Origin of the sequence: Ascidiimonas meishanensis (genome assembly GCF_037782385.1) — a bacterium.
In the GTDB taxonomy this organism is placed as follows: domain Bacteria; phylum Bacteroidota; class Bacteroidia; order Flavobacteriales; family Flavobacteriaceae; genus Ascidiimonas; species Ascidiimonas meishanensis.
On record NZ_JBBEXD010000014.1, the window covers coordinates 34,669 to 57,533 of the forward strand.

At 34.1% G+C, this 22,865-nt stretch carries 18 protein-coding genes; 10 read left to right on the forward strand and 8 right to left on the reverse strand.

Annotation, left to right across the window (positions count from 1 at the left end):
- The first annotated feature begins 70 nt into the window (after positions 1 to 70).
- The 3 genes from WBG07_RS17975 (at position 71) to WBG07_RS17985 (ending at position 4,351) form a co-directional block, all read left to right on the forward strand.
- Complete coding sequence (locus tag WBG07_RS17975) at positions 71 to 1,399, forward strand: radical SAM/SPASM domain-containing protein (RefSeq protein ID WP_340203328.1); 1,329 nt, start codon at positions 71 to 73, stop codon at positions 1,397 to 1,399.
- Complete coding sequence (locus WBG07_RS17980; RefSeq protein ID WP_340203330.1) at positions 1,389 to 3,590, forward strand: peptidase domain-containing ABC transporter; 2,202 nt, start codon at positions 1,389 to 1,391, stop codon at positions 3,588 to 3,590. The genes WBG07_RS17975 and WBG07_RS17980 overlap by 11 nt, the downstream gene beginning before the upstream one ends.
- Positions 3,591 to 3,712: 122 nt before the next feature.
- Positions 3,713 to 4,351, forward strand: coding sequence for a peptidase associated/transthyretin-like domain-containing protein (locus WBG07_RS17985; protein WP_340203332.1), 639 nt, complete (start codon positions 3,713 to 3,715; stop codon positions 4,349 to 4,351).
- 463 nt (positions 4,352 to 4,814) lie between these two features.
- Here the strand turns inward: WBG07_RS17985 and WBG07_RS17990 are convergent, their stop codons facing one another.
- Complete coding sequence (locus WBG07_RS17990) at positions 4,815 to 7,268, reverse strand: M14 family metallopeptidase (RefSeq protein WP_340203334.1); 2,454 nt, start codon at positions 7,266 to 7,268, stop codon at positions 4,815 to 4,817.
- A gap of 189 nt (positions 7,269 to 7,457) precedes the next feature.
- Between WBG07_RS17990 and bshC the strand changes: the two genes are divergently transcribed.
- Complete coding sequence (bshC, locus tag WBG07_RS17995) at positions 7,458 to 9,059, forward strand: bacillithiol biosynthesis cysteine-adding enzyme BshC (RefSeq protein WP_340203336.1); 1,602 nt, start codon at positions 7,458 to 7,460, stop codon at positions 9,057 to 9,059.
- On the opposite strand, the gene WBG07_RS18000 is transcribed toward bshC, so the two are convergent.
- Positions 9,056 to 9,598 carry a pyridoxamine 5'-phosphate oxidase family protein gene (locus WBG07_RS18000; protein ID WP_340203338.1) on the reverse strand — a complete coding sequence of 181 codons (543 nt, stop codon included), beginning with the start codon at positions 9,596 to 9,598 and terminating at the stop codon, positions 9,056 to 9,058. The two genes, bshC and WBG07_RS18000, sit on opposite strands and share 4 nt — an antisense overlap.
- A 116-nt stretch (positions 9,599 to 9,714) precedes the next feature.
- On the opposite strand from WBG07_RS18000, the gene WBG07_RS18005 reads away from it, so the two are divergent.
- Positions 9,715 to 11,088, forward strand: coding sequence for a pyridoxal phosphate-dependent decarboxylase family protein (locus tag WBG07_RS18005; RefSeq protein WP_340203340.1), 1,374 nt, complete (start codon positions 9,715 to 9,717; stop codon positions 11,086 to 11,088).
- 54 nt (positions 11,089 to 11,142) lie between these two features.
- Here the strand turns inward: WBG07_RS18005 and WBG07_RS18010 are convergent, their stop codons facing one another.
- From WBG07_RS18010 to WBG07_RS18020, 3 genes are all read right to left on the reverse strand, one after another.
- On the reverse strand, positions 11,143 to 11,904 hold the full coding sequence (locus tag WBG07_RS18010; protein ID WP_340203342.1) for an alpha/beta fold hydrolase: 762 nt from the start codon (positions 11,902 to 11,904) through the stop codon (positions 11,143 to 11,145).
- A gap of 204 nt (positions 11,905 to 12,108) precedes the next feature.
- A complete protein-coding gene (locus WBG07_RS18015) occupies positions 12,109 to 12,237 on the reverse strand; it encodes a hypothetical protein (RefSeq protein ID WP_340203344.1) in 129 nt (42 codons plus the stop codon).
- A 38-nt stretch (positions 12,238 to 12,275) separates the two neighbouring features.
- Positions 12,276 to 12,785 carry a GNAT family N-acetyltransferase gene (locus WBG07_RS18020; protein ID WP_340203345.1) on the reverse strand — a complete coding sequence of 170 codons (510 nt, stop codon included), beginning with the start codon at positions 12,783 to 12,785 and terminating at the stop codon, positions 12,276 to 12,278.
- Positions 12,786 to 12,907: 122 nt separating this feature from the next.
- Here WBG07_RS18020 and WBG07_RS18025 point away from each other — a divergent pair, with 122 nt between their 5' ends.
- Complete coding sequence (locus tag WBG07_RS18025; protein ID WP_340203346.1) at positions 12,908 to 13,771, forward strand: hydroxymethylglutaryl-CoA lyase; 864 nt, start codon at positions 12,908 to 12,910, stop codon at positions 13,769 to 13,771.
- A gap of 74 nt (positions 13,772 to 13,845) precedes the next feature.
- Here WBG07_RS18025 and WBG07_RS18030 read toward each other — a convergent pair whose 3' ends face one another.
- Positions 13,846 to 16,074 carry a TonB-dependent receptor family protein gene (locus WBG07_RS18030; protein WP_340203348.1) on the reverse strand — a complete coding sequence of 743 codons (2,229 nt, stop codon included), beginning with the start codon at positions 16,072 to 16,074 and terminating at the stop codon, positions 13,846 to 13,848.
- Positions 16,075 to 16,301: 227 nt separating this feature from the next.
- Here WBG07_RS18030 and guaB point away from each other — a divergent pair, with 227 nt between their 5' ends.
- Positions 16,302 to 17,774 carry an IMP dehydrogenase gene (gene guaB, locus WBG07_RS18035; protein WP_340203350.1) on the forward strand — a complete coding sequence of 491 codons (1,473 nt, stop codon included), beginning with the start codon at positions 16,302 to 16,304 and terminating at the stop codon, positions 17,772 to 17,774.
- Positions 17,775 to 17,797: 23 nt separating this feature from the next.
- Here the strand turns inward: guaB and WBG07_RS18040 are convergent, their stop codons facing one another.
- Entirely contained in the window at positions 17,798 to 18,034 is a 237-nt protein-coding gene (locus WBG07_RS18040; RefSeq protein WP_340203352.1) for a hypothetical protein, read from the reverse strand.
- Positions 18,021 to 18,482 carry an SRPBCC family protein gene (locus WBG07_RS18045; RefSeq protein WP_340203354.1) on the reverse strand — a complete coding sequence of 154 codons (462 nt, stop codon included), beginning with the start codon at positions 18,480 to 18,482 and terminating at the stop codon, positions 18,021 to 18,023. The genes WBG07_RS18040 and WBG07_RS18045 overlap by 14 nt, the downstream gene beginning before the upstream one ends.
- 162 nt (positions 18,483 to 18,644) lie before the next feature.
- Between WBG07_RS18045 and WBG07_RS18050 the strand changes: the two genes are divergently transcribed.
- The 3 genes from WBG07_RS18050 to WBG07_RS18060 are packed head-to-tail and all read left to right on the forward strand — an operon-like array spanning position 18,645 to position 22,865.
- The gene (locus tag WBG07_RS18050) at positions 18,645 to 20,591 is read left to right on the forward strand and encodes a peptidylprolyl isomerase (protein WP_340203356.1); all 1,947 of its coding nucleotides are present in this window, start codon (positions 18,645 to 18,647) and stop codon (positions 20,589 to 20,591) included.
- Positions 20,588 to 21,448 (forward strand): peptidyl-prolyl cis-trans isomerase, encoded by an 861-nt coding sequence (locus WBG07_RS18055; RefSeq protein WP_340203357.1) that lies wholly within the window; start codon positions 20,588 to 20,590, stop codon positions 21,446 to 21,448. Before WBG07_RS18050 ends, WBG07_RS18055 begins: the two co-directional genes overlap by 4 nt.
- Positions 21,423 to 22,865, forward strand: a complete 1,443-nt coding sequence (locus tag WBG07_RS18060) for a peptidylprolyl isomerase (protein WP_340203359.1) — start codon at positions 21,423 to 21,425, stop codon at positions 22,863 to 22,865. Before WBG07_RS18055 ends, WBG07_RS18060 begins: the two co-directional genes overlap by 26 nt.

Below are 22,865 nucleotides of genomic sequence, written 5' to 3' on the forward strand. Positions count from 1 at the left end.
TGCTAATTATATACCCAATATTTTTGATAGATAAAGCACCTAATTTTTAAAATATAAACTTCAAAATGCTATGAAATACAGTCAATTTAATTCAATAATACCCTTTGACAATTCTTTTTATCTTTACAATTCATATACACAAAAATTTATTATTATTGCCCCTTTGCTAAAAGACTTGCTTGAGGCTTCTATTATGGAGGGAATAGATGGTTTAGAAGAAATTCACCCTGATTTTTACAAGTATTTAAAGTCAGAAGAGTTCCTAGTTCCAAATAATGTAGACGAAGTAGAAAAAATAAGAAAAATTGTAAAAACCGTTGATGAAAACAATAGTAGTTTTTTATTAACAATTAATCCAACTATGAATTGTAATTTTAAATGTTGGTACTGTTATGAAACCCATATTAAGAAATCTAGCTTTTCTGATAGCATGATTGATAAAGTCAGTAAATTTATTGAAAAAACAGCTCAGAAACCAGCGATGAATTTTTTTAATCTTTCTTTTTTTGGGGGCGAACCACTTTTGTATTTTAAAAGAGATGTAGTTCCAGTGATTCAAAAGCTACAAAAAGAATGCGTAGAAAATTCAGTAGATTATGCGGTTAGTTTTACAACAAACGGATATCTAGTAGATGATTATTTTATTAATTTCTTTAAATCGCATGGAATAGCACCCGCTTTGCAGATTACCTTGGATGGTTATGGAAAAAAACATGATGCAGTAAGATATGTAACTAAAACCAAAGGCTCTTATGTTGAAATAGTAAGCAACATAAAACTGCTTTTAAATAATAGCTTTCCGGTGAGGTTAAGAATTAATTATACCAAAGATAATATTGAAGATGCCTACAAGATCTCAGATGAATTTGATGATATCGATATGGAAATAAAAAACGATTTCCTTTTAGTTGATTTTCATAGGGTTTGGCAAGATTCTGACGGTGAAGATATTCCAATGATTGTGGATCAGAATCTAGAGTATATGAAATCCAAGGGCCTTACTGTAAAACATAATTCTCCTAATAATGTAGTTGAATCATGCTATGCAGATAAACGAAATAGTGCGGTAATTAATTACAATGGTGACATCTATAAATGTACAGCAAGAGATTTTACCACAGCAAATAGAGCAGGGTATTTAACCAACGAAGGTGATTTAATTTGGGAAAATAATTACCTGGAAAGAAGAATGGAAGTCAAGTTTAAAAACAAACCTTGCCTTACCTGTAGATTAATGCCAATTTGTAATGGTGGTTGTTCGCAACATGCTATGGAAGCACTGGAGGAAGGTGGCCGTGGTGAATATTGTATCTATGAAGGAGATGAAAAAATAAAAGATGATGTTGTTAAATCTAAAATTGAAGAGATTATAGAAACTTTAGAACTTAATGAAGCTTAAATTTATAAATCAGTTAGAAAGTAATGATTGCGGGCCAGCCTGTTTGGCTATGATTGCTAATGCCTATGAAAATCATATTGATTTAAAAGAGGCCAAGGAATTATGCGAAGTTACTCGAATGGGTGTTTCTGTAAAAGATATTCTGGCAGGTGGTAGAAAGTTAGGGTTTCAAAGTAATGCATTGAAACTTACCGCTGAAGATTTAGTACAAATTCCTTTGCCTGCCATATTGTTTTGGAAACAAGATCATTTTGTTGTACTTCAAAAAGTAAGATATAAAAAACATAAAGCATATTATCATATAGCTGATCCTGGCTTTGGTAATACCGTTATTGAAAAAGACCTTTTAGAAAAAGAATGGATAGGCAATAATACCAAAGGGGTCTGTCTTATATTTCAACCAACAGAAGAATTTAAAGCATCACCAAAAAGAAAGAGGAAAAATTTTAAAAAAAATGGGTTATATGATGAGTTAGTAAAATTTTCCAAAAAAAATAAGTTTAAATACTTCCTGTCTTTTTTCTTACTACTTATAGGGCTTTCTGCAAATTGGCTGATTCCTATAATATTTCAAAGAATTATTGACGATGGAATTATTGCTAAATCAATCAATCTAGTATTGGTATTATTGTTAGCTCAATTGGCTTTATTTTTAGGAAATTTTTGCTCCAGATTTTACAGTGATTATCTGTTGACTAAGTTTAATTTTAATTTATCCATTAACCTTAAAGAAAACTTTTTAAAAAAGTTAATTAAATTACCTATAAATTATTTTGATACACGCTTAAACACCGATACGCTTCAAAGACTTACCGACTTGTCAAAAATACAGCAATTTTTAACTTGGAAGGGAATATCTTTTCTAATAAACGTTTTAAACCTGGTTGTTTTTAGCTTAATATTACTCTACCTTAATGAGGTAGTATTTGCAGTTTTTCTAGCATTAAGTGTTATTTCAATTATTTGGGTAGCGTTCTTTTTGAAAAAAAGAGCCACTTTAGAATATTCAATGTTTATTCGGCAGTCAGATAACAGCAATAATCTTTACGAGTTTATAATGAATATGCCTGAAATAAAAGTAAATCAGGCTCAAAATGCAATCATTTCTAGAATAACTCAACTTCAAGTAAAGTTGAATGAGTTAGAATTAAAGTCTTTGTTTTTAAATATGTACCAATTATCAGGTGCAAATTTTATCCTTAAATTAAAAGAATTAAGTGTTATAGCCTATTGTGCCTATCTTATTATTATGTCTGAAATGACAGTGGGTACTTTGTTAAGTATTTCATATATCATTGGTCAATTAAGCGGCCCAATTATAAACTTAATAAACAATTTTAAAGATGTTCAAGATGCTCAAATTTCTAATAAAAGAGTTCAAGATGTATATAGTATTGCTAATGAAGATGCATACATTAAAACAGAAGCTATAAATGATTTTTTTGAAATTGAAGATATTGTTTTAGACGATGTATCTTTTAAATATCCAGGGAGTTTTAATCCATTTGTTATAAAAAACTTGTCTTTATTAGTTCCTAAAAATAAAATAACGGCAATCGTGGGCACTAGTGGTAGTGGAAAAACAACACTAATGAAGTTGTTGATGAAATATTACAACCCTAATTCTGGTACTATTTATTTGGGTGATAGAAATTTTGAACAACTACATCCAGATAGCTGGAGAAAAAAATGTGGTGTTGTTTTACAAGATGGTCATATTTTTTCCGGTTCTATTAAATACAACATAACCCTATCTGAAAATGAGTTCGTAGATGAAAAAGCTTTAAATAAAGCAATTAAAATTGCTTGTTTAGATGATTTTGTAAATTCATTGCCTTTAGGAGTTGAAACAAAAATTGGAAATGTAGGAATTCAGCTAAGCGGTGGTCAAAATCAAAGAGTTTTAATTGCCCGAGCTATTTACAAAAATCCTGAATTTCTATTCTTTGATGAAGCTACAAGTTCGCTAGATGCTAACACAGAGAAAAGTATATTAAACAATCTCAATGATTTTTTTAAAGGTAGAACAGTAATTGTAGTTGCCCATAGGCTAAGTACCGTTAAGAATGCCGATCAGATAATTGTTATGGAAAATGGACAGTTGATCGAAAAAGGAAACCATAAAGAATTAATTAAAACACCTAATAAATATTATTCATTAGTCAAAAATCAACTAGAATTAGGAAATTAAATAATAACATTTTTCCTAGAAAGTATAATTAAATAAAATTTAAAATGAAATTAATTAAAATAATTGCGTTTTGCCTAACAGTTTTCATACTTCAAGTGAATCACGCACAAAAAAAATCTGATATGAGAATAATTCATCTTGCTGGTATCGTAGTAGATGCTGAAAACTTTACTCCCGTCTCTGGAGCAAATATATATGATAATGTATCAGGAAAACTTCTCACCAATACTGATGAAAACGGTTATTTTCAAAGTGATTTAGAAGTTAGTCCAACAGGAGAAATCGAGTTTGCATTTAAAATAGAAGGTGAAAATTACAACTTTTTGGTGCATAAAGAACATTGGGGACCTTGGCCTGGAAATCGCGAAGCAGTTTACCACATTGGGTTAAGAGCCCAAAATAGTGAAAGCCATGCCTTTTCTCAGCTATATTCTTCAGGAAGTGGAGTTTCTTATGAGAGTGCCTTAGCAGGACTTAACCTTGTAAAAGAAAAAACAGAGAACAAACTTAGCTTTGATAAAAAAATAAAACTGGCATTGGTAGGTAATCAGGATAGCTTTATTGAAGTGGATAATAGCTACTATATTGTTAGTGATTATGGCTGGATAAAAATAAATTCTAAAGAAGATCTAATTTCAGTGAACGATGATGAACGTATTCAAGCCTTTAAAATGAATTCTTTTTTGCAAAGAAAAGATATTGGAAATATGTCTACCACTGCTTCTAAAGAAACAGCAGCTGTAATCTATATAAGAGAATAACTTCCCTCTTATAAGAGTTTTAAAGATATTAAAGGGGGGTGCCAAAAGACTTTATTTTGGTAAATTATTATTTTCAGATAACACAGGAGCGTGTAAAAATGCGCTACATGTTTCATTGTATATGGTTTTATTTTGATGTAGCCTTCCCCTTTTTAGGGAAGGCTACAAACGTGTATCCTTGAAAAAATATACCCTAAATACGAAAATGAACGTAAGCACCTTATTACAATAGTATTAATAATTCAATGATCGCATTTAAGATTAAAATATAAAACTGAAATTAGATCGAACTCATGTTAAAATAGGTGTCAAAGTAATTTTCTAAAAAATCATATTGCTGAAAATTTGCCTTTCCCCTGAAAATGTCTTGATAAAGGAATGTTTCATAGGTTAATTCAATCCAACAAATCTAAGGGTAGCCTTACTTTAAATCGAATGATTCAGAGTAAAGATAATATGAATATCAACGATTGTTTACCATAAAGACAGCATTCGCAAAAAATAACTTTCCGTTTTCCCAGAAACCTCTAAAAATAGGATTGTCCACAAAATATATAACACTTCCTTTTCCTACTTTTTCAACACCAAAAACTAGAGAATTTGCTACTTTTTTACGAGCTTCACTTCCAGCAAAGCCAGAGATAGGTTTATCACTTCCTGAAAGATATACTACATTACCTTTATTTAAGTATTCAAAACTATTGTCACTTAGTTTTAGCGTAAAATAAGTGTCATTATAACCAAAAGCCAAAGGGTGAGTGATGTCTACTTTAGCCTTGAAAATAGCTCCTGTAATTAAATTTTTTATATATTCTCTATTTCCACTACCAAAGCTACTTAAATCTGGTAACGAATCTTTTTCAACTATCTTCTTTTTGAGTCCAAACTCTTTAGTATCTGCTAGAGCCTTCAAGGCATCTCCTATGGCAATTAATTTCCCTCCTTGTTTTACCCAATTACGCACTTTTTCCAATTGATCTTTACTAAAAAAGCTACCTCCCCAAAGTTCAGGAAGAATAAGAACATCATAGTGTGACAAGTCTACTTTATTGAAGTAAGTATGATCTAAAATACTCACGGGGTATCCTAATTGCTGCTCAAAATAATGCCATGTCTCACCAAAATTCAAGGTAGAAGTGCTACCCCCAGACAATAATGCAACTTTTACCTTCGGAATCATCTTTACATTATCTGACCCAAAATCATAACCGGAGTCTACAAAACCTGTTTTTGAAGAAGCCAGCGTTTGTCCGTGCTCATAGGCAGTTTGAGCAAGCGTCTTGAGAAAATTTTTATAATTTCTGTTATCTAATTTGGTAATTATAAGACTTCCTCTGCTATAAGAAACCCCATTCATTTCAAAGGGTTTAACAGCATATCTTACCCGAATATTATTAGCGAGCAAAGCAGCAAGAAAACGAGCATCCTGCATGCTACTCCAATTGGTTAAATACGCATATGCATCGTCTTCTAAAACGACTATTTCAGGTTTAGTAACTGTTTTTGGTGTAGCGCTAACCGCACTTTCTGAAGCTATTGTATTTAGCCCGTATGCATAAGGTAGTGACCAAGCAGTAATATCGTAGGTGAGAGAATCACTTAATTTAGTATTTGGTTCAAATAATACCTTTACCAATTTACCTTTTGGTTGATTCGTACTAACCACCAAGTCATTTATAGAGGTACGCATACTACCAGAAGTACCTGTCTTATAATTAAAGCCTTTAACACTGCTATTGCTTGCAAAACCGTATTTAATTTCATGCTGATCCAGTAGTTCGGTAAGCATTGAAATTTTATCTGCATCTCCGTTTAGAACGTAACTTTTATATTTAAAACTTCTGTTTGTATAGAACTTTTTGAATTCTTCATTTAGCTTTTGTGCATTTTTTGAAGAGATTTCTACGGTAGAAATCCCAGTGGTGTAATGGTGTGCAATACGATCTTTAAGCGTAAGGGTGTCTCCATATGAGGTTGTAATACCTAAACCAGCACGACCACTCCCGCCTTGTTCATAAGTCATTCCAATGCCGCCATTATAAGTGGGATAGGTATCGCCATAACTTGGATATAAAAGGTCAAAAACTTCTTTGGTAAAGTAGAACCAGCCTTCTTTATCAAAATACTTGGCGTGGTTTTTACCAATAGCTACTTGAAAATCTCTTTGCCACTGTGTAATTATCTCATGGAAAGGTTCTGCTGCTGGGGCAAAATAATAAGGGTCATCTACCCCTTGTTCATGGAAATCAACATGAACATGCGGCAACCATTTATTAAAAACCTTAAGTCTTTGCTGGCTTTCTACCTGTGTTACCCATGCCCAATCTCTATTTAAATCAAACATATAATGATTAGAACGTCCACTAATCCAAGGTTCATGATGTTCTTTACTATTGGGGTCTACATTATTCGGAGCATTTACATATTGGTTATACCAATTTACATAACGGTCTCGTCCGTCAGGATTAATACATGGGTCTATAATTACAACCGTATTTTTAAGCCATTCCTGTTTTTTTGTAAGCAGATCGTAGATGGTTTGCATAGAAGCTTCTGTACTTACGCTTTCATTTCCATGAACATTGTAACCCAACCACACAATAGCTTTGTCTGGACTGCCTTGTCCTTTCGTATTTTTTAAGTGTTCCGTTCTAATATCTTCAAGAGTGTCTATGTTTTCTGGCGAAGAAACAAAAGCAACCAATAAGGTACGTTGCTCATTAGTTTTTCCATAAGATTCCAATTTAACCATAGAAGGCATAGCTTGCGCTATATGCCTGTAATAATCAACCACCTGGTGATGACGAGTAAAACGGGTTCCCAATTCATATCCTAAGAATTCTGATGGTGATTTTAGATTTTGTGCTGTAAGTAATGTGCTTACAGATATTAATATACTTGTAATGAATAATCTCATAGTCTATCTTAAAAAATTACAGATTACTCAAAGCTACTAAATAAAAACAAATACCTAGCATATACATCTTAACGTATTTTTAGGAATTGAAAAAACAAAGAATTTTATCTTTACAGCATGGATGGTAAATAATCAATTCTACAATAATTGGTAATATTGAGTTCCATTCCATTAATTTCAAAGAATTATATGCCAGACAACCATATAGATTTCCATGAAACCGGATATTTTTCCAGGCTCATCTGCGATTATTTAGACCAAAAAGATTCTTTAAAATCTTTTTATAATAGATTCCCTTCTTTAGATAACTTCCAAATCCAATTGGAAGAAAAAGGAAATTCATTTTCATCAGCGCATAGAAAAATATTGAAATCGGCTCTTGAAAATCAATATGAGGGCATCGCATTATCAATGCTAACCAAAGAAAATTTAGAAGCATTAGCAAATTCTAACACATTTACAGTTACTACAGGACATCAGCTTAATTTGTTTACAGGGCCATTGTATTTTTTATATAAGATTGTAGCCACTATTAATCTATCAAGACAATTAAAAAAGGCATATCCAAACAATCATTTTGTACCAGTATATTGGATGGCTACAGAGGATCATGATTTTGATGAAATTTCTTTTTTCAATTTAAATGGTAAAAAGTTTCAGTGGAATCGTTCTACTGATGGCGCGGTTGGAGACTTAAGTACCGAAGGGCTTGAAGATGTTTTTGAATATTTTTCAAAGGAAATAGGAGGAGGGATGTATGCCGATAAACTCCGGCAACTTTTTGAAAATGCGTATTTAAAACATCAAAATCTTACGAAGGCAACTCGTTATTTGGCAAACGAATTGTTTGGAACGTTCGGTTTAGTTATTGTAGATGGGCATGATGCTAATTTAAAAAGGATGTTTATTCCTCAAATGAAGAACGAATTGTTGTTGCAAAGGGCTGCACGAGAGATTCAAGACACTGCTAATGCGCTGGATCAACTTGGCTATAAGGTACAAGTGAACCCCAGAGAAATCAATTTGTTTTATTTGGACGAAGAGCTAAGAGAGCGAATTATTGAAAAAGAAGGGAGATACTATATCAATGAAACAACAAAAAGTTTTTCGGAAGAAGAGATAGTAGAAGAATTAAATGAATACCCTGAACGATTTAGTCCTAATGTCACTATGCGTCCTTTATACCAAGAAGTTATATTACCTAACCTGTGTTATATTGGAGGTGGTGGAGAATTGGCCTATTGGCTAGAGCTCAAAAGTTATTTTAAAGTTGAAAATATTACTTTTCCAATATTATTGCTAAGAAACTCTGCATTAATAATTACGCACAAGCAACAAGAAAAGCTTTCCAAACTAGGCATCACACACAAGCATCTATTCTTAAATCAGAATACATTTATTAATCGTAAAGTGCGAGAAATTTCTAATATAGATATTGATTTCACACCACAAAAAAAACACCTTGAAAGTCAATTTAAAGCCTTGTATGAACTTGCTGAGAAAACAGATAAATCTTTTCTGGGAGCAGTGAAAGCACAGGAAGTAAAACAAATAAAAGGTTTAAAAAAGCTAGAAAAAAGATTGCTAAAAGCTCAAAAGAGAAAATTAGTAGATCAAGTAAATAGGATTACAGAGCTACAAAATATATTGTTTCCGAATCAATCTTTGCAAGAACGAAATGTAAATTTTTCTCAGTTATATGTAGCGTATGGTCCAGATCTAATAAAGACGCTCCTCAATGAGCTAGATCCCCTTCACTTAAAGTTTGATATAATTGTAATGAGTAGTTAAGGAACTAAATAGGTGCCTTTCCAATTTTCATTTTTCTTTTTAAAACGAACACGAATATGATTAGGTCGTTTTAGTCTTAAATATTCAATTTCTTCCGGAATAAGCCTGATAGCAGTAAAAAAGTGTTCCCGATCCATATAATCTACTTCATCGGGGTTTTTAATCTCTTGTCCGGGGGAAGATTCTGTGGTATAGTCTTTTCGTGATTTAGGAGGGATTTTTTCCCAAATGTCATGTAATTCCCTATCATTTGTAATTCTTTTGGCAGTAGCTTTTACAGTAATTTGAAGTAATCTTGATTTATCAAAAAACAACATAGAAACGCTTTTATTGTCTTCTATATGGTTCATCTTTTCAGATCGTCTATCTGTATAAACAGTCATGCTTAATAACTCATCCACTTCTCTAAGAACCACGGTACGAAGTCTAGGAGTTTGCTCTTCATCAACGGTAGCTAACGTAAAATAACGGAATGCGTGTTTATGATGATTTACTGCACCTTTAAAATCCTTAATTATTGAAGCAAATAGTAAATCCATAGTGTAATTGAGATTCTTTTAACTAAAGATAAAGTTACGGAATAATTAGAGTGAAATGATAAGAGATTAAAAAGAAATCTTTCGTTAATAGTACCTTTACGAAAACTTACTCAAACATGCATCAGATAGATATCGGACTTATAGAGATGACGCTTGACGTTATGAAATATGCCATCAACCGCATAACCAATAACAATCCTGAAATGGGGAAGCCTAAAAAGGAATCCGATTTAAAGGCACTGGCAGGAGATACCATAACAGCAACTGGAATAGGAGGTGAACGCGCTTTTGAATTGTTTAAGGATGTTTTTGCTAAGGCTACGGTTCCTATAGATCATCCAAGGCATTTGGCTTTTGTTCCAGCGGCACCCACAAGAGCAGCGGTAATGTTTGATTTAGTTACTTCTGCTTCTAGTGTTCATGGGGCTTATTGGATGGAAGGCGCCGGCGCTATTTTCTGCGAAAATGAAGCCATGCATTGGCTTGTATCCCTTACAGGGCTACCCGCCGGCGCCTTTGGAGTTTTTACTAGCGGAGGTACTGCCGCTAATCTTTCAGCAATGGTAGCCGCTAGGGAAACATGGCGAAAGCATCCAGAAAATCAGCATATAAAAGGGCTAATTATTACCAGTAGCGGAGCACATTCTTCTATCAAAGCAATGGCAAAAGTGATGGATGTTGATGTAATGCTGGTGGCTACAGAAGATAGAATGGATGGATATCAACTTAAAGACAAAATTGATGCTTTGAGTGGTAATGAGCGTAAACGACTGTTTGCTGTTGTTGGAACTGGAGGAACCACCAATGCAGGAATTATTGATGATCTTGCTGGGATTGCGGAAATTTGTGAAGCAGAAAAATTATGGTTTCATGTAGATGCTGCTTATGGGGGTGGCGCATTGGTCGCAGATTCTGTACGTCATTTGTTTACAGGTATTGAAAAGGCAGACAGCGTAACTATAGATCCACATAAATGGTTGTTTTCTCCTTATGATTGCGGAGCAGTAATTTATAAACAACCAGCCCTTGCCAAAGCGGCACATTCGCAAGAAGGATCTTATCTGGATATTTTTAAAGACGAAGGTGCGCAAGGCTTTAATCCCTCTGATTATCAAATTCAACTGACTAGGCGGGTAAGAGGGCTTCCATTATGGTTTTCTTTAGCAATGCATGGAACCGATAAATATAAATGGGCGGTTGAAAGGGGTATTGCACTCGCTAATCATGCAGGGGAATTAATAAAGGAACGAGCTGAAAATCTAGAATTGGTAAGAGCGCCTGCCTTATCCTGTGTGCTATTCCGGCGAAAAGGATGGACTCCAGAAGACTATCGTAATTGGACTTATAAAAATCACAATGAAGGGTTTGCACTTGTTACCCCAACCAAATGGAAAAACAAGGGAACTTATGAAACAGTAGCCCGGTTTTGTTTTATCAATCCTGATACTACTTATGAGGATATTGTAGCCATTTTGGATAGTATGAAGTGAGAAATGAACATTTCCACAACATTATAAATGTATACTTGAACTTATATAAAATAACTAGTATCGTTTAGGCTTCACAAATTCATTCTGCATAAATGCTAGAACTGAGGTGTTAAATAAATCAGGATTCGCAGTAGGCATCATATGAGTTTGTCCGGGTAATATAGCAAGGTGTGCATTTGGAATAGCCTGAAACATTTGAACCGTATGTTGATCCTGAATAACATCGTGATCACCCGCCATGATAAGTGTAGGTGATTTAATAACATTCAAGTCTTCAAAACTCAGTTTTGGATAGTAGGCCAGCAATTTATATAGTTTTATAACCGTGGTGTTTTCAGGGTCTTTTTTAGCTTTCAAACGTTTATATTCTGCCTTATGGGAAGCTAGACGCTCTGGAAAAAGACCTTCAGGGTGAATATTAGAACCCATTGCAACCAATTTTTGAACTTTTTCAGGATAATTGATCGCCATGATAACACCTATAATTCCGCCATCACTCCAACCCACTACATGAGCACTTGAAATGTGAAGAGCATCCATTAATTTTTTAATATCGGATGCCTGTAAAGTATACGTAAGTTCTTCATTAGTATCTGTTGATAGACCCCTGCCTCGGCAGTCCATAACAATTACTTTAAAGTACTTTTCAAAATAAGGGATTTGAAATCTAAATGCATTAATTGATTGGCCAGTTCCATGAATAAGTAGAAGCGGCTCACCTTTACCATAGCTTTCATAATACATTTGGATTCCATTGAGATGTACAAAGCCTCCCAGATGTGCATTCATCCCATAAGTATCCTTATTAGAGATCATTTTTTGGTAATCGATTTGCTTGTTGAAAGTATAAACATGGCAATGGCGAGTAATAAGGGTCCTATAGCGCTTATTAAGGAAAAAGAATCCTTAGCCGAAGTAAAGTAATGGTAAAACCAAAAAGCAGACAAGAGTAAGAATGTCAAGCCCATAAATCGTAAAATGACAGCTTTATTCATTTATTAAAAATAAAGATTCTGAAATTTATGAATAAAAACCAGTTAAAGGTCTTGTTTTACTAACTTTAGGTTTGGATTCTTCTGTTCCTCCTTTAATTTTCTTAGCAGATTTTGTAGAAATTGGACGGATTGAAAGTTGTTGCAGACGATTCATAATCAATTAGATTTTAATTATTCTTTAAAGGTAGGATTTTATTTTAAATTTTTAAGCTCATATTTCCTGTCCACACATTGGTCGGTTTTATTCCAAAACTCATTTATAAAATTCATGTATTTATTGAGGATATAAATGGATGCTTTATTTTCTTTATCTGCATAAGCCACTAATGAAGGAAGATTTAAAATATTAAAGGCATAATGAATCAGCCCTTGAGTAAGTTCACTACCATATCCATTACCCCATGCGCTTTCTAATAAACGATAGCCTATTTCCCATTCTTCTTTATCGTTTTTTAACAAAGCAATCGTACCTATAAAGCTATTTTCTTTAGTTAAAGATGCCCATACATTGAAGTGGCTTTTTGTATTTTGATAGGCATTAATTACCTTTTTAAGATCTTCTCGGTTTTCATCTAAGGTCATAGGAGGAGTTCCCACAAAACGCATTACATTAGGATTTCCTTGCATTTCATGAAAAGCTGGAAGATCTTCAATTACCAGTTCTCTGATTAAAAGGCGGTTGGTTTCAAAAATAGTATTCACAATATTGAAATAGAATTAGGGAGACAAAGTAATTAATTCTTGGTAATAATAAGAATTTTAAAAAGTGAGTAGGGGAATTATAATCTTTTTCCGAACTTCCCATCTCTTAAATAGCGATTTATATGCATAAGGTAAAACTTATAGAATGTCCTCGAGATGCCATGCAAGGAATCAAAGATTTTATTCCTACTGCAGAAAAGGCACAGTACATTCAGTCCCTATTAAGAGTAGGCTTTGATACCATTGATTTTGGAAGTTTTGTGTCTCCTAAAGCGATTCCACAAATGGCAGACACAGCGGCTGTTTTGGCACAACTTGATTTAAGTAAGACAAAAAGTAAATTACTTGCTATAATCGCCAATGTTAGAGGAGCATCTGATGCAGTAAATCATGAAGAGATAGATTATTTAGGATATCCTTTTTCTATATCAGAGAACTTTCAAATGCGTAATACTCATAAGACCATACAGCAAAGTGTTGAGGTTTTGCAGGAAATCCTGAATCTTGCAGATCAACATAACAAGCAGGTGGTGGCGTATTTATCTATGGGATTTGGAAACCCTTATGGTGATCCTTGGAATGTTGAGATAGTAGGTGAGTGGACCGAAAAATTAGCAGCGATGGGAGTTACTATACTATCGTTGTCTGATACTATCGGGAGTTCTACTCCGGAGATTATAGATTATTTATTTTCAAATTTAATTCCGGCTTATCCCAGTATTGAGTTTGGGGCACATTTGCATACCACGCCTAGCAGTTGGCACGAAAAAATTAATGCAGCTTACAAAGCAGGTTGTAAAAGATTTGACGGTGCCATACAAGGTTTTGGGGGTTGCCCGATGGCCAAAGATGAACTTACTGGGAATATGCCTACTGAGAAAGTATTCTCTTATTTAACAGCGGCAAAAGCAGATCACGGATTAAGTGCCATGAGTTTTGAAAGTGCTTATAACGAGGCGACAAAGATTTTCAGTCGTTATCATTAATACCATCAAACGAGACCTCCATTTTTCAGAAAGCCTCGTTTTGATTTTCACTAATAAATAATAAATTTACTTATTTAAAATTGAAGCTGGAATCCGGCATAAGCACCAAAGGGATGCCCAGGACGCAAGCCGGCAGGAACTCTTGAAACTGCGTACACTTCATCTAACATATTTATTACATTGGCAGTAATACTAAAACTTGGCGTCAAATGATATTTTCCCGAAAAGTCAATAATAAAATTTGAATCAACTAATTCATCCTCAGGAATGCTACCGCTACCCGCTTCTGTTCTAAATTGCCCATTGAAGCGACCACTTAGATTCAATTCAAATTTTTCATGCTCAAGAGAAACCGTTGTATTGAATTGGTGTTTTGATAAATATGGAAGTTCATCACCCGCGGTTACTTCACCCCACAAATCATCTTCACTTCCAAAACTATTTTGGAATTCGGTATCTGTAAAAGTATATCCAAAGGTGATGGGTAAGGCAAATTTGGTGTTCTTATGAAGCAGGTTATAGTTAAGCAATAATTCAATTCCTTGAACGTTTACTTCTCCAGCATTAAATTGATCTAATGAACCTGTTCCTCCTGTAGCAGCTAGATCACTTCCTAATAAGTTACTGTAGTCATTGAAAAAAGCAGTAAACTCTCCGGAGAGTCCAGCAAAGGTGAAACGAGACCCTAATTCATAATTGATACTTTCTTCAGGGTTTTCACCTTCCTGATTGCCTGGAGGAGAAAACCCTTTGTGCACACCACCAAAGGCAGATATTTTATTATTCAAATTGTAATTAAAACCAATACCAGGGATAAAAATATCAACATTATTTTCTCTTTCAGCAAGATTAATGCCTGTTCGGTCTACATCATTTCTCCCAAAATCTTCGCGTTTCAAGCTTATATTTTCATATCGTATGCCTGGAGTTAATGTAAGGTCTTTATATTTAAATTTATACAACACATGAGTCGCAAAAGCGGTGGCACTACTAATACGGTTAGCATCGGTACCAGGAGTTCCCTCTGTGGTAAGGTTTAAAATACCATCGTTAATACTATACCCATCAATCCATTGAAAACGGTCTTCATCATCATAATGGATACGTGCTCCTATTTCAATATCATGGAAGAAGTCATCTTTCCCCCAGTGGTAATCAAATTTGGTTTGTACTCCCTTAGAAATATAAACACGATTATTATTTTTTAAGCCAAGGGCATCTGCTGGAGAATCTACATCCCCTCTAAGGAAAGCAAAATGGTCAGGATTTTCTGCCGGATTAGCAACTACACTCGAAAGCCCTTTGCGTTCTCCATTGGCAATTACATAATCCAATTTGTACCAATTTCTAGCAAATCTGTTGTAGTATCCTGTAGAAGTAATATGAAAATAATCATTAAATTTTAGAACATGAGTAGCCATGAACTGTATGTGATCTGTATTCATTTCATCTACTTCAGAACTGGCATATCTACTATAAGGGTCTCTTTCAAAGTCTGCATTACTAATGCCCAGATATGTTTCATCTGAAGTTTCGTCTGAATATTGAAATTTAAGCTCTAAAGCTTGCTGAAGCTTTGCGGTTTCATTTGTTTTAATTCGGAATTTGGCAACGAGATCATTCTTATCAAAACCAGTATTATCATCGGTTGGTAATGATTTAAAACCATCAGAGTTAAAATTGAGGTATTCAATCATATATCCAATGTTTCCAGTGCTACCACCAACAGCGGTATGAAAACGAGCACTATTAAAACTCCCATAACTGGCATTTACTTTACCAGTGAAAGTATCTGCAGGGATTTGAGTGGAAATCATATTAATTGCTCCTCCAGTGGTGAAAGGCCCATACTGTACTTGGCTGCTTCCCTTTAAAATTTCTACTGCTTGCATTCTTGCAATGGTAGGAAAATAATAAGCCGCAGGAGCGCTATAAGGAGCGGGAGCGATAAGCACCCCATCTTCCATTAAAGATATTTTAGCACTTCTTTCTGGGGAAGTACCGCGTAAACTAATATTTGGGCGAAGGCCAAAACCATCTTCTTCATAAATATTCACCCCGGGGACAGATCTAAGAACTCTATTGATATCAGTATAATTAAATTTTTTCATCTCTGCAGGAGAAATATAATAAGCAGAACCTGTGCGATTTCGGGCTTCAAATTTACTGCCGAAAATTACATTTGCAGATAGAACGACCTCTTTAAGCTGAACGGTATCGGACTTTTTGCTCACTGGATTGCTATCTTGCGCTGTTGCCGTAAGTGCAATTGAAAGGATAGTTAAAAGAACTATTTTTTTCATTTATTTAGACTGATTAAAGATAATAATTGTTTTCCGATTGCAAAAATAAAAGCTTTTTTAAGACGAGCAAAGTTTATTTAGAACAAATAAAAATAATTTTGATAAGCAGTTGAAAATCAGATTATTTTTTTGAAAACCTTAACAGTTAATTCATATTAAATATAGGGCTAAAGGTCATTCAGCATATAAAAAGGTGTATATTTGCACGCAATTATATTTTAATTGCGATGAATTTATACGACACCAAATTTGTTGGCGAAGGGCTTACCTACGACGACGTACTGCTAGTTCCAGCATATTCTGAAGTACTTCCCAGAGAAGTTAATATTCAGACTCAATTCACCAAGAATATTAAGATAAATGTTCCTATCGTAGCTGCCGCTATGGATACGGTAACAGAATCTGCCATGGCAATTGCCATGGCTAGAGAAGGCGGTATTGGTGTATTGCATAAAAATATGAGCATTAAACAACAGGCTCAGGAAGTTCGTAAAGTAAAACGTGCAGAAAGTGGTATGATACTAGATCCTGTGACACTGCCACTTACAGCCTCTGTAAAAGATGCTAAGCGCAATATGGCAGAACATAGTATAGGAGGAATTCCAGTAGTGAATGAAGAAGGTACACTAAAAGGAATTGTCACAAACCGTGATTTAAGATTTGAAAGAAACAATGACCGTCCTATTGTTGAAGTAATGACAACTGCCAATCTGGTAACTACCAGCGAAGGAACTTCCCTTTCTGATGCGGAAGTTATTCTTCAGGAAAATAAGATTGAAAAATTACCAGTAGTTAATAAAGATTATAAACTTATAGGGCTCATCACTTTTAGAGATATTACAAAGCTCACCCAAAAGCCAAATGCTAACAAAGATACCTATGGTAGATTACGAGTTGCGGCGGCCATTGGAGTTACCGGAGATGCCGTAAAACGTGCAAGTGCACTGGTAAAGTCAGGAGTAGATGCTGTGGTTATTGATACTGCGCATGGCCATACAAAAGGAGTAGTTTCTGTTTTAAAAGAAGTGAAAAAAGCATTTCCTGAACTTGAAGTGATAGTAGGTAACATTGCTACCCCTGAAGCTGCAAAATATCTTGCAGATAATGGAGCAGACGCTGTAAAAGTAGGAATTGGTCCAGGATCAATTTGTACTACACGTGTTGTTGCTGGTGTAGGTTTTCCTCAGTTTACTGCAGTTCTTGAAGTGGCAAATGCACTTAAAGGAACGGGTGTGCCTGTTATTGCTGATGGGGGCATACGATATACTGGAGATATCCCAAAAGCAATAGCTGCTGGGGCAGACTGTGTAATGCTAGGATCATTGTTAGCGGGTACCAAAGAATCTCCAGGGGAAACTATTATATATGAAGGTAGAAAGTTTAAGTCTTATCGTGGAATGGGTAGTGTAGAAGCCATGAAGCATGGAAGTAAGGATAGATATTTTCAAGATGTAGAAGACGATATCAAAAAGCTGGTGCCAGAAGGAATTGTTGGACGCGTTCCATACAAAGGTGATTTAATGGAAAGTATGCATCAATTTATAGGAGGATTAAGAGCAGGGATGGGGTATTGCGGTTCAAAAGATATTCCTTCACTTAAAGAAAATGGCAGGTTTGTGAAAATCACATCATCTGGTATAACAGAGAGCCATCCCCACAATGTAACCATTACAAAAGAGTCACCTAATTATTCAAGATAGCTATTTCCTAAATAGTCGTATTATTAATCAGAAAATAATTGACCTCTATGAGGTTTGAGCGCATCACGTACTGTTCTTACATCGGGTTCGTTTACAACAACACAGGCTATGGCATGCATGTCATTCAAAAGCTTTTGCTCTAAATGTTCGTGATGTATTTTTTCTATTTTAAAATAATCTTCGAGATGCGCTAAGTGATGCTTAGCAGTATTTTTGGCATTAGGCCCTCTAAAGTCCCAGATTAATTTAATCTTGGTCATTTGCCAGCGAGATTCCATTTTCTGCAAAGTTTTTAAAGTCTATCATATATTTTAAGCTCTGTTTCTTGAATGAGCTAGGAAATAAAAAGCCTACTAATTTCATCGTTAAACTCGTAAAGCTAAAATGGGATTTAGAAATCCAATTTGTTTTCTGAGAATTAACCTCTTTAAAATAATTTTCTTGAGTATTAAACACGCCTTTGGCTTCGTATGTGCTATGAAATGATTCTGGGAAATCAACTTTGGTGATGGTTTCAAGCATTTCAATTGTGCGCTTGCCCATTTGATAGTTTAATTTCGTTTTGGCATCTTTAGTTCCAGGGATACCACTTAAGTGCTCTAAAGACAATAGTCCTTGCTGCCAGTGTTTAAAATTTTCTCGATTATTGAATTTTTCAATGACAGCATCCCTAGCAAGATCGATTTCGATTTCGACTTGGTATTGCATTTATTTATTTTTTGGTTTTAATATGACGAACAAAAAAGATACAATCGGTTGAAAAAAGTATCTGTAATTTGTTTAAACGTTACACTAAATTTACCAAATTTTAGTTAAATGAACACATACTTTTAAGATATTACTATTTTTGCGACACTCAATACGGTAAAGATGATTTCAAGAGTAGTTACGTTGTGTTTTTTTATGTTTGTTTATTTTGCTTATGGTCAGGAGATTAATAGTCCATTAATCACCATCAATAATGAAAAAATAGCATCAGAAGAATTTTCCAGAATTTATCAAAAAAATCTGTCTCTTGTTGATGAAAAAGACAAAACAGGATTAGAAGATTATTTAGAAACCTTTATAAATTATAAATTAAAGGTACTAGAAGCTCGCAGGCAGGGATTCCATAAAAAAGAGTCTTATCAAAAAGAATTACAAGGGTATCGTTTAAAATTGGTTGAAAATTATATGACCGATACACAGGCAAGTGAACAATTATTGCAGGAAGCTTATAAACGGTTAAAGAATGAGATTAATGCAAGTCATATTTTAGTCAGAGTATCTGCGGAGGCGTCTCCAATAGATACCTTGTATGCGTATAATAAAATACAGGAGCTTTATGCATTAGCAACTCCTTCAAATTTTGATTCTTTGCGAAAAACTGTCCACGACGGGAAAACATTTTTTGGAGAAGAATTAGGATACTTTTCTGTTTTTAAAATGGTATATCCTTTTGAAAGTGTTGCCTATAATACAAGTCCTGAAACCTTGTCTAAACCTTTTAGAACTCGATTTGGATATCACTTTTTGAAGATTAATGCCCAAAGGCTTAATCGTGGCGAAACCGAAGTATCTCATATCATGATATTACACGCTAAAGATTCTTCCAAAAATGATCAGGCAAAAAAACGCATTGAAGATATTTATCAAAGACTGCAAAACGGAGGGTCTTTTGAAACACTCGCTAAGCAATTTTCAGAAGATAAAGGAAGTGCAATAAAAGGCGGTAGGCTGCCTAAATTTATGGCTGGCAGGCTTAGCTCTAAGGTTTTTGAAGATATTGCATTTACCATTTCTGAGAATGAAATTTCAACGCCATTTGAAACCAAATTTGGCTGGCATATCATAAAAGGGATAAAGCAATATCCGATAGGTTCTTTTGAAGAAGAAAAAGGAAACCTTAAAGCCAAACTCAAAAAAGATCAGCGCTCTAAAATGGTTACCACTTCTTTTCTCAACAAACTAAAGAAAAATTATAATTTTAAGGTAGATGAAGCAGTGAGAGATGAAATTATAGGTATGGTTGATGATAATTTTTACAAACGGCAATGGGTCTATGATAAAAACAGCCCTGTCTTAGAAAAACAATTATTCCGTATTAGAGATACTATTTGGAAAGCAAAAACCTTCGCTTCATGGCTGCGGCAAGAACAGTTTAAAATTAGAAATGATTTTGGAACTATCAATTTTAAAAATTTATTTAATGATTTTTCTAAAAAAGAACTCTTAAAATATCATGAAGCGAATCTGGAAAATGAAAATAAAGAATTTTCAGCTATCTTAAACGAGTATAGAGAAGGACTGCTATTATTTGATATCATGCAGGAAGAAATATGGGATGAAGCAAGAATGGATAGCACAGGCCTGAGAGATTTTTATGAAAAAAATAAAAATCAATACAGGTGGGAGCAACGAGTAGAATTGATTACGGCTTCTTATACAAATGTGAAGGCGACACCTGTTTTAAAAGGCCTAATGCTTAACGAAACAAATCTTGAAACCCTGCGCAAATTGGCTAAAAATCTTCCAGAATTAAAAGATGTTATTTTTACTGCTATTATAATGGATCTGGATGATTACCGACTTCCAGAAAGATACAAGCCTTCCATGAAATGGTTTGAAAAGAAGGATGATGCTGGTTTAACTTTATTTAGAACCATTGCACTACTTCCGTCTCAAGAAAAGTCTTATGAAGAGGCAAAGGGGTCGGTGATAAATGATTATCAAAATTTTCTTGAAGAAAAATGGATTCGTTCTTTAAGAGATTCAAACAAAATCAAGATAAACAAAAAAGAATTAAGAATGCTTAAGAAGAAATTGAAGGTTAAATGAAAAAGATTTTAATACTTGTTCTATCTGCTGGCTGTTACGTATCTTGTTCTTATTTTGAGAAGAAAATAGAAGAGAATGTAGTGGCAAGGGTTGGAGATAATTTTCTATATGAAGAGGAAATTCAGAAACTAATTTCAGAAGATGTAAACGAAGAAGATAGTATTAATATAGTTACTAATTATATTAATACTTGGGCTAAGAAACAATTGCTGGTAGAAAAAGCCCGTATCAATCTTGACGAACGACAAATTGCAGAGTTTGAAGATTTGGTTAATCAGTATCGAGCAGATTTATTAATAGCTACCTACAAAGAAGCATTGGTAGCAACTACAATGGATACGGTAATTGCAACAAGCGAAATAAATTCCTATTACGAAGACAATAAAGAAAATTTTAAATTGAATGAACCTTTATATAAAATGAGGTATATTCATTTGGATAAGTCTTATGATGAATTGGATACCGCCAGAGAATTACTTAAAAGGTATAACCAAGAAGATCAAGAAAAACTTGAAGAGATGTCTTTGCAGTTTAAAGCTTCTTCATTTAATGATTCTACTTGGATAAAGGTTTCTCAGTTAGTCCAAAAAATACCTTTAATAAGTTTTGATAATACGGATGACTACTTAAAAAAATCACAATTTTTTGAACTTACAGATTCTTTAGAGGTATATTTGGTGCATATTAAGGATGTACTTAAAAGAAATGATATTGCCCCCGAATCATATGTGAACCCAACACTTAGGCAAATAATTTTGAATAAGAGAAAGTTGGAGTTTATTAGAAATTTAGAAAAAGAATTAATGGATGAGGCAGTACAAAAAAAACAATATGAAATTTATGAAAACCGTAATTAGCGGCGTATTTTGTATGTTGTTTGTTAGTTTACAGACAATAGCGGCGCAAGAAGTAATTACCGATAAAGCACCAGAGGTAGCAGTGCTTGAAAAAAAGCAGGAAAATGATTCTGTGAAAGTTGTAAACTTTAAAAAAATAAAGGTAGATGGAGTGGCTGCAGTAGTAGGTGATTATGTAATCTTAGAATCTGACATTGATAAAAACTTAATAGACTTACAAAATCAAGGGGTACTTAATAAAGATATAACCCGTTGCCAATTGCTAGGGAAATTGATGGAGGACAAGCTATATGCACACCATGCAGTACAGGATAGTTTAGAAATCTCAGAAACAGAAATTAAATCTGTTGTGGGAGAACAAATTAATTATTTAGTGCAGCAGTTGGGAACCATGGAAAAGCTCTTAGAATATTACAATAAGGATGACGAAGAATCTTTTAGAAGTGAACTTTTTGAAATTCAAAAAACACGAAGATTATCGGAGAGGATGCAAGCAACTATTATTGAAAGTATTGAAATAACTCCGGAAGAGGTTAGACAGTGGTTTAAGAAAATTCCCAAAGACCAGCTTCCGAGGTTTGGAGCGGAACTTGAAATTGCGCAAATTATAAAAGAACCGAAAGCAAGTAAAGAGGAAATAGAAAAGATAGTAGATAAACTAAGGACAATGAAACAGGATGTAGAAGAAAATGGAGCTAGCTTTGCCACCAAAGCGGTTTTATATTCTGATGATGAAGCTTCGCGTCCAAAGGGAGGTTTTTATGCCATTAATAGAAAAACCCCCTTCTTAAAGGAATTTAAAGATGTTGCTTTTAGTTTGCAGGAAGGAGAGGTTTCCGATCCTTTTAAAACAATTTATGGATGGCATATTATTTTAGTAGAGAAAATAAGAGGACAAGAAATAGATCTACGGCATATTTTGTTAACGCCAAAAGTTTCTGATGAAGCTGTTGAAGAAGCTAAAGAAGAATTAGAAAAAATTAGAAAGCGCATCATTGATAAAGAACTTACTTTTGAAGAAGCTGCAAAGAATTTTTCTGATGAAAAAGAAACTAAATTTGATGGGGGAGTGTTAAGAAACCCAACAAATTTTGATACACGATTTGAGTTGACAAAAATGGATCCTACCCTGTATAATCAGGTTAGAGATTTAAAAGACAATGAAATATCAACACCACTTTTAGAAGAAGGACAAAATGGCACTGTTAAATATAAAATTCTAAAAGTAACCAATAGGTATGATGAACATGATGCAGATTATTCTCAGGATTACCTTAAGATAAAGCAATTAGCTTTAAGTGATAAGCAGTTAAAAGCTATCCAGAAATGGATGAAAGAAAAAATAGCCGACACTTATATCAATGTAGGTTCAGATAATAAAAGCTGTGAGTTTAACAATAATTGGTTAAAAAAATAA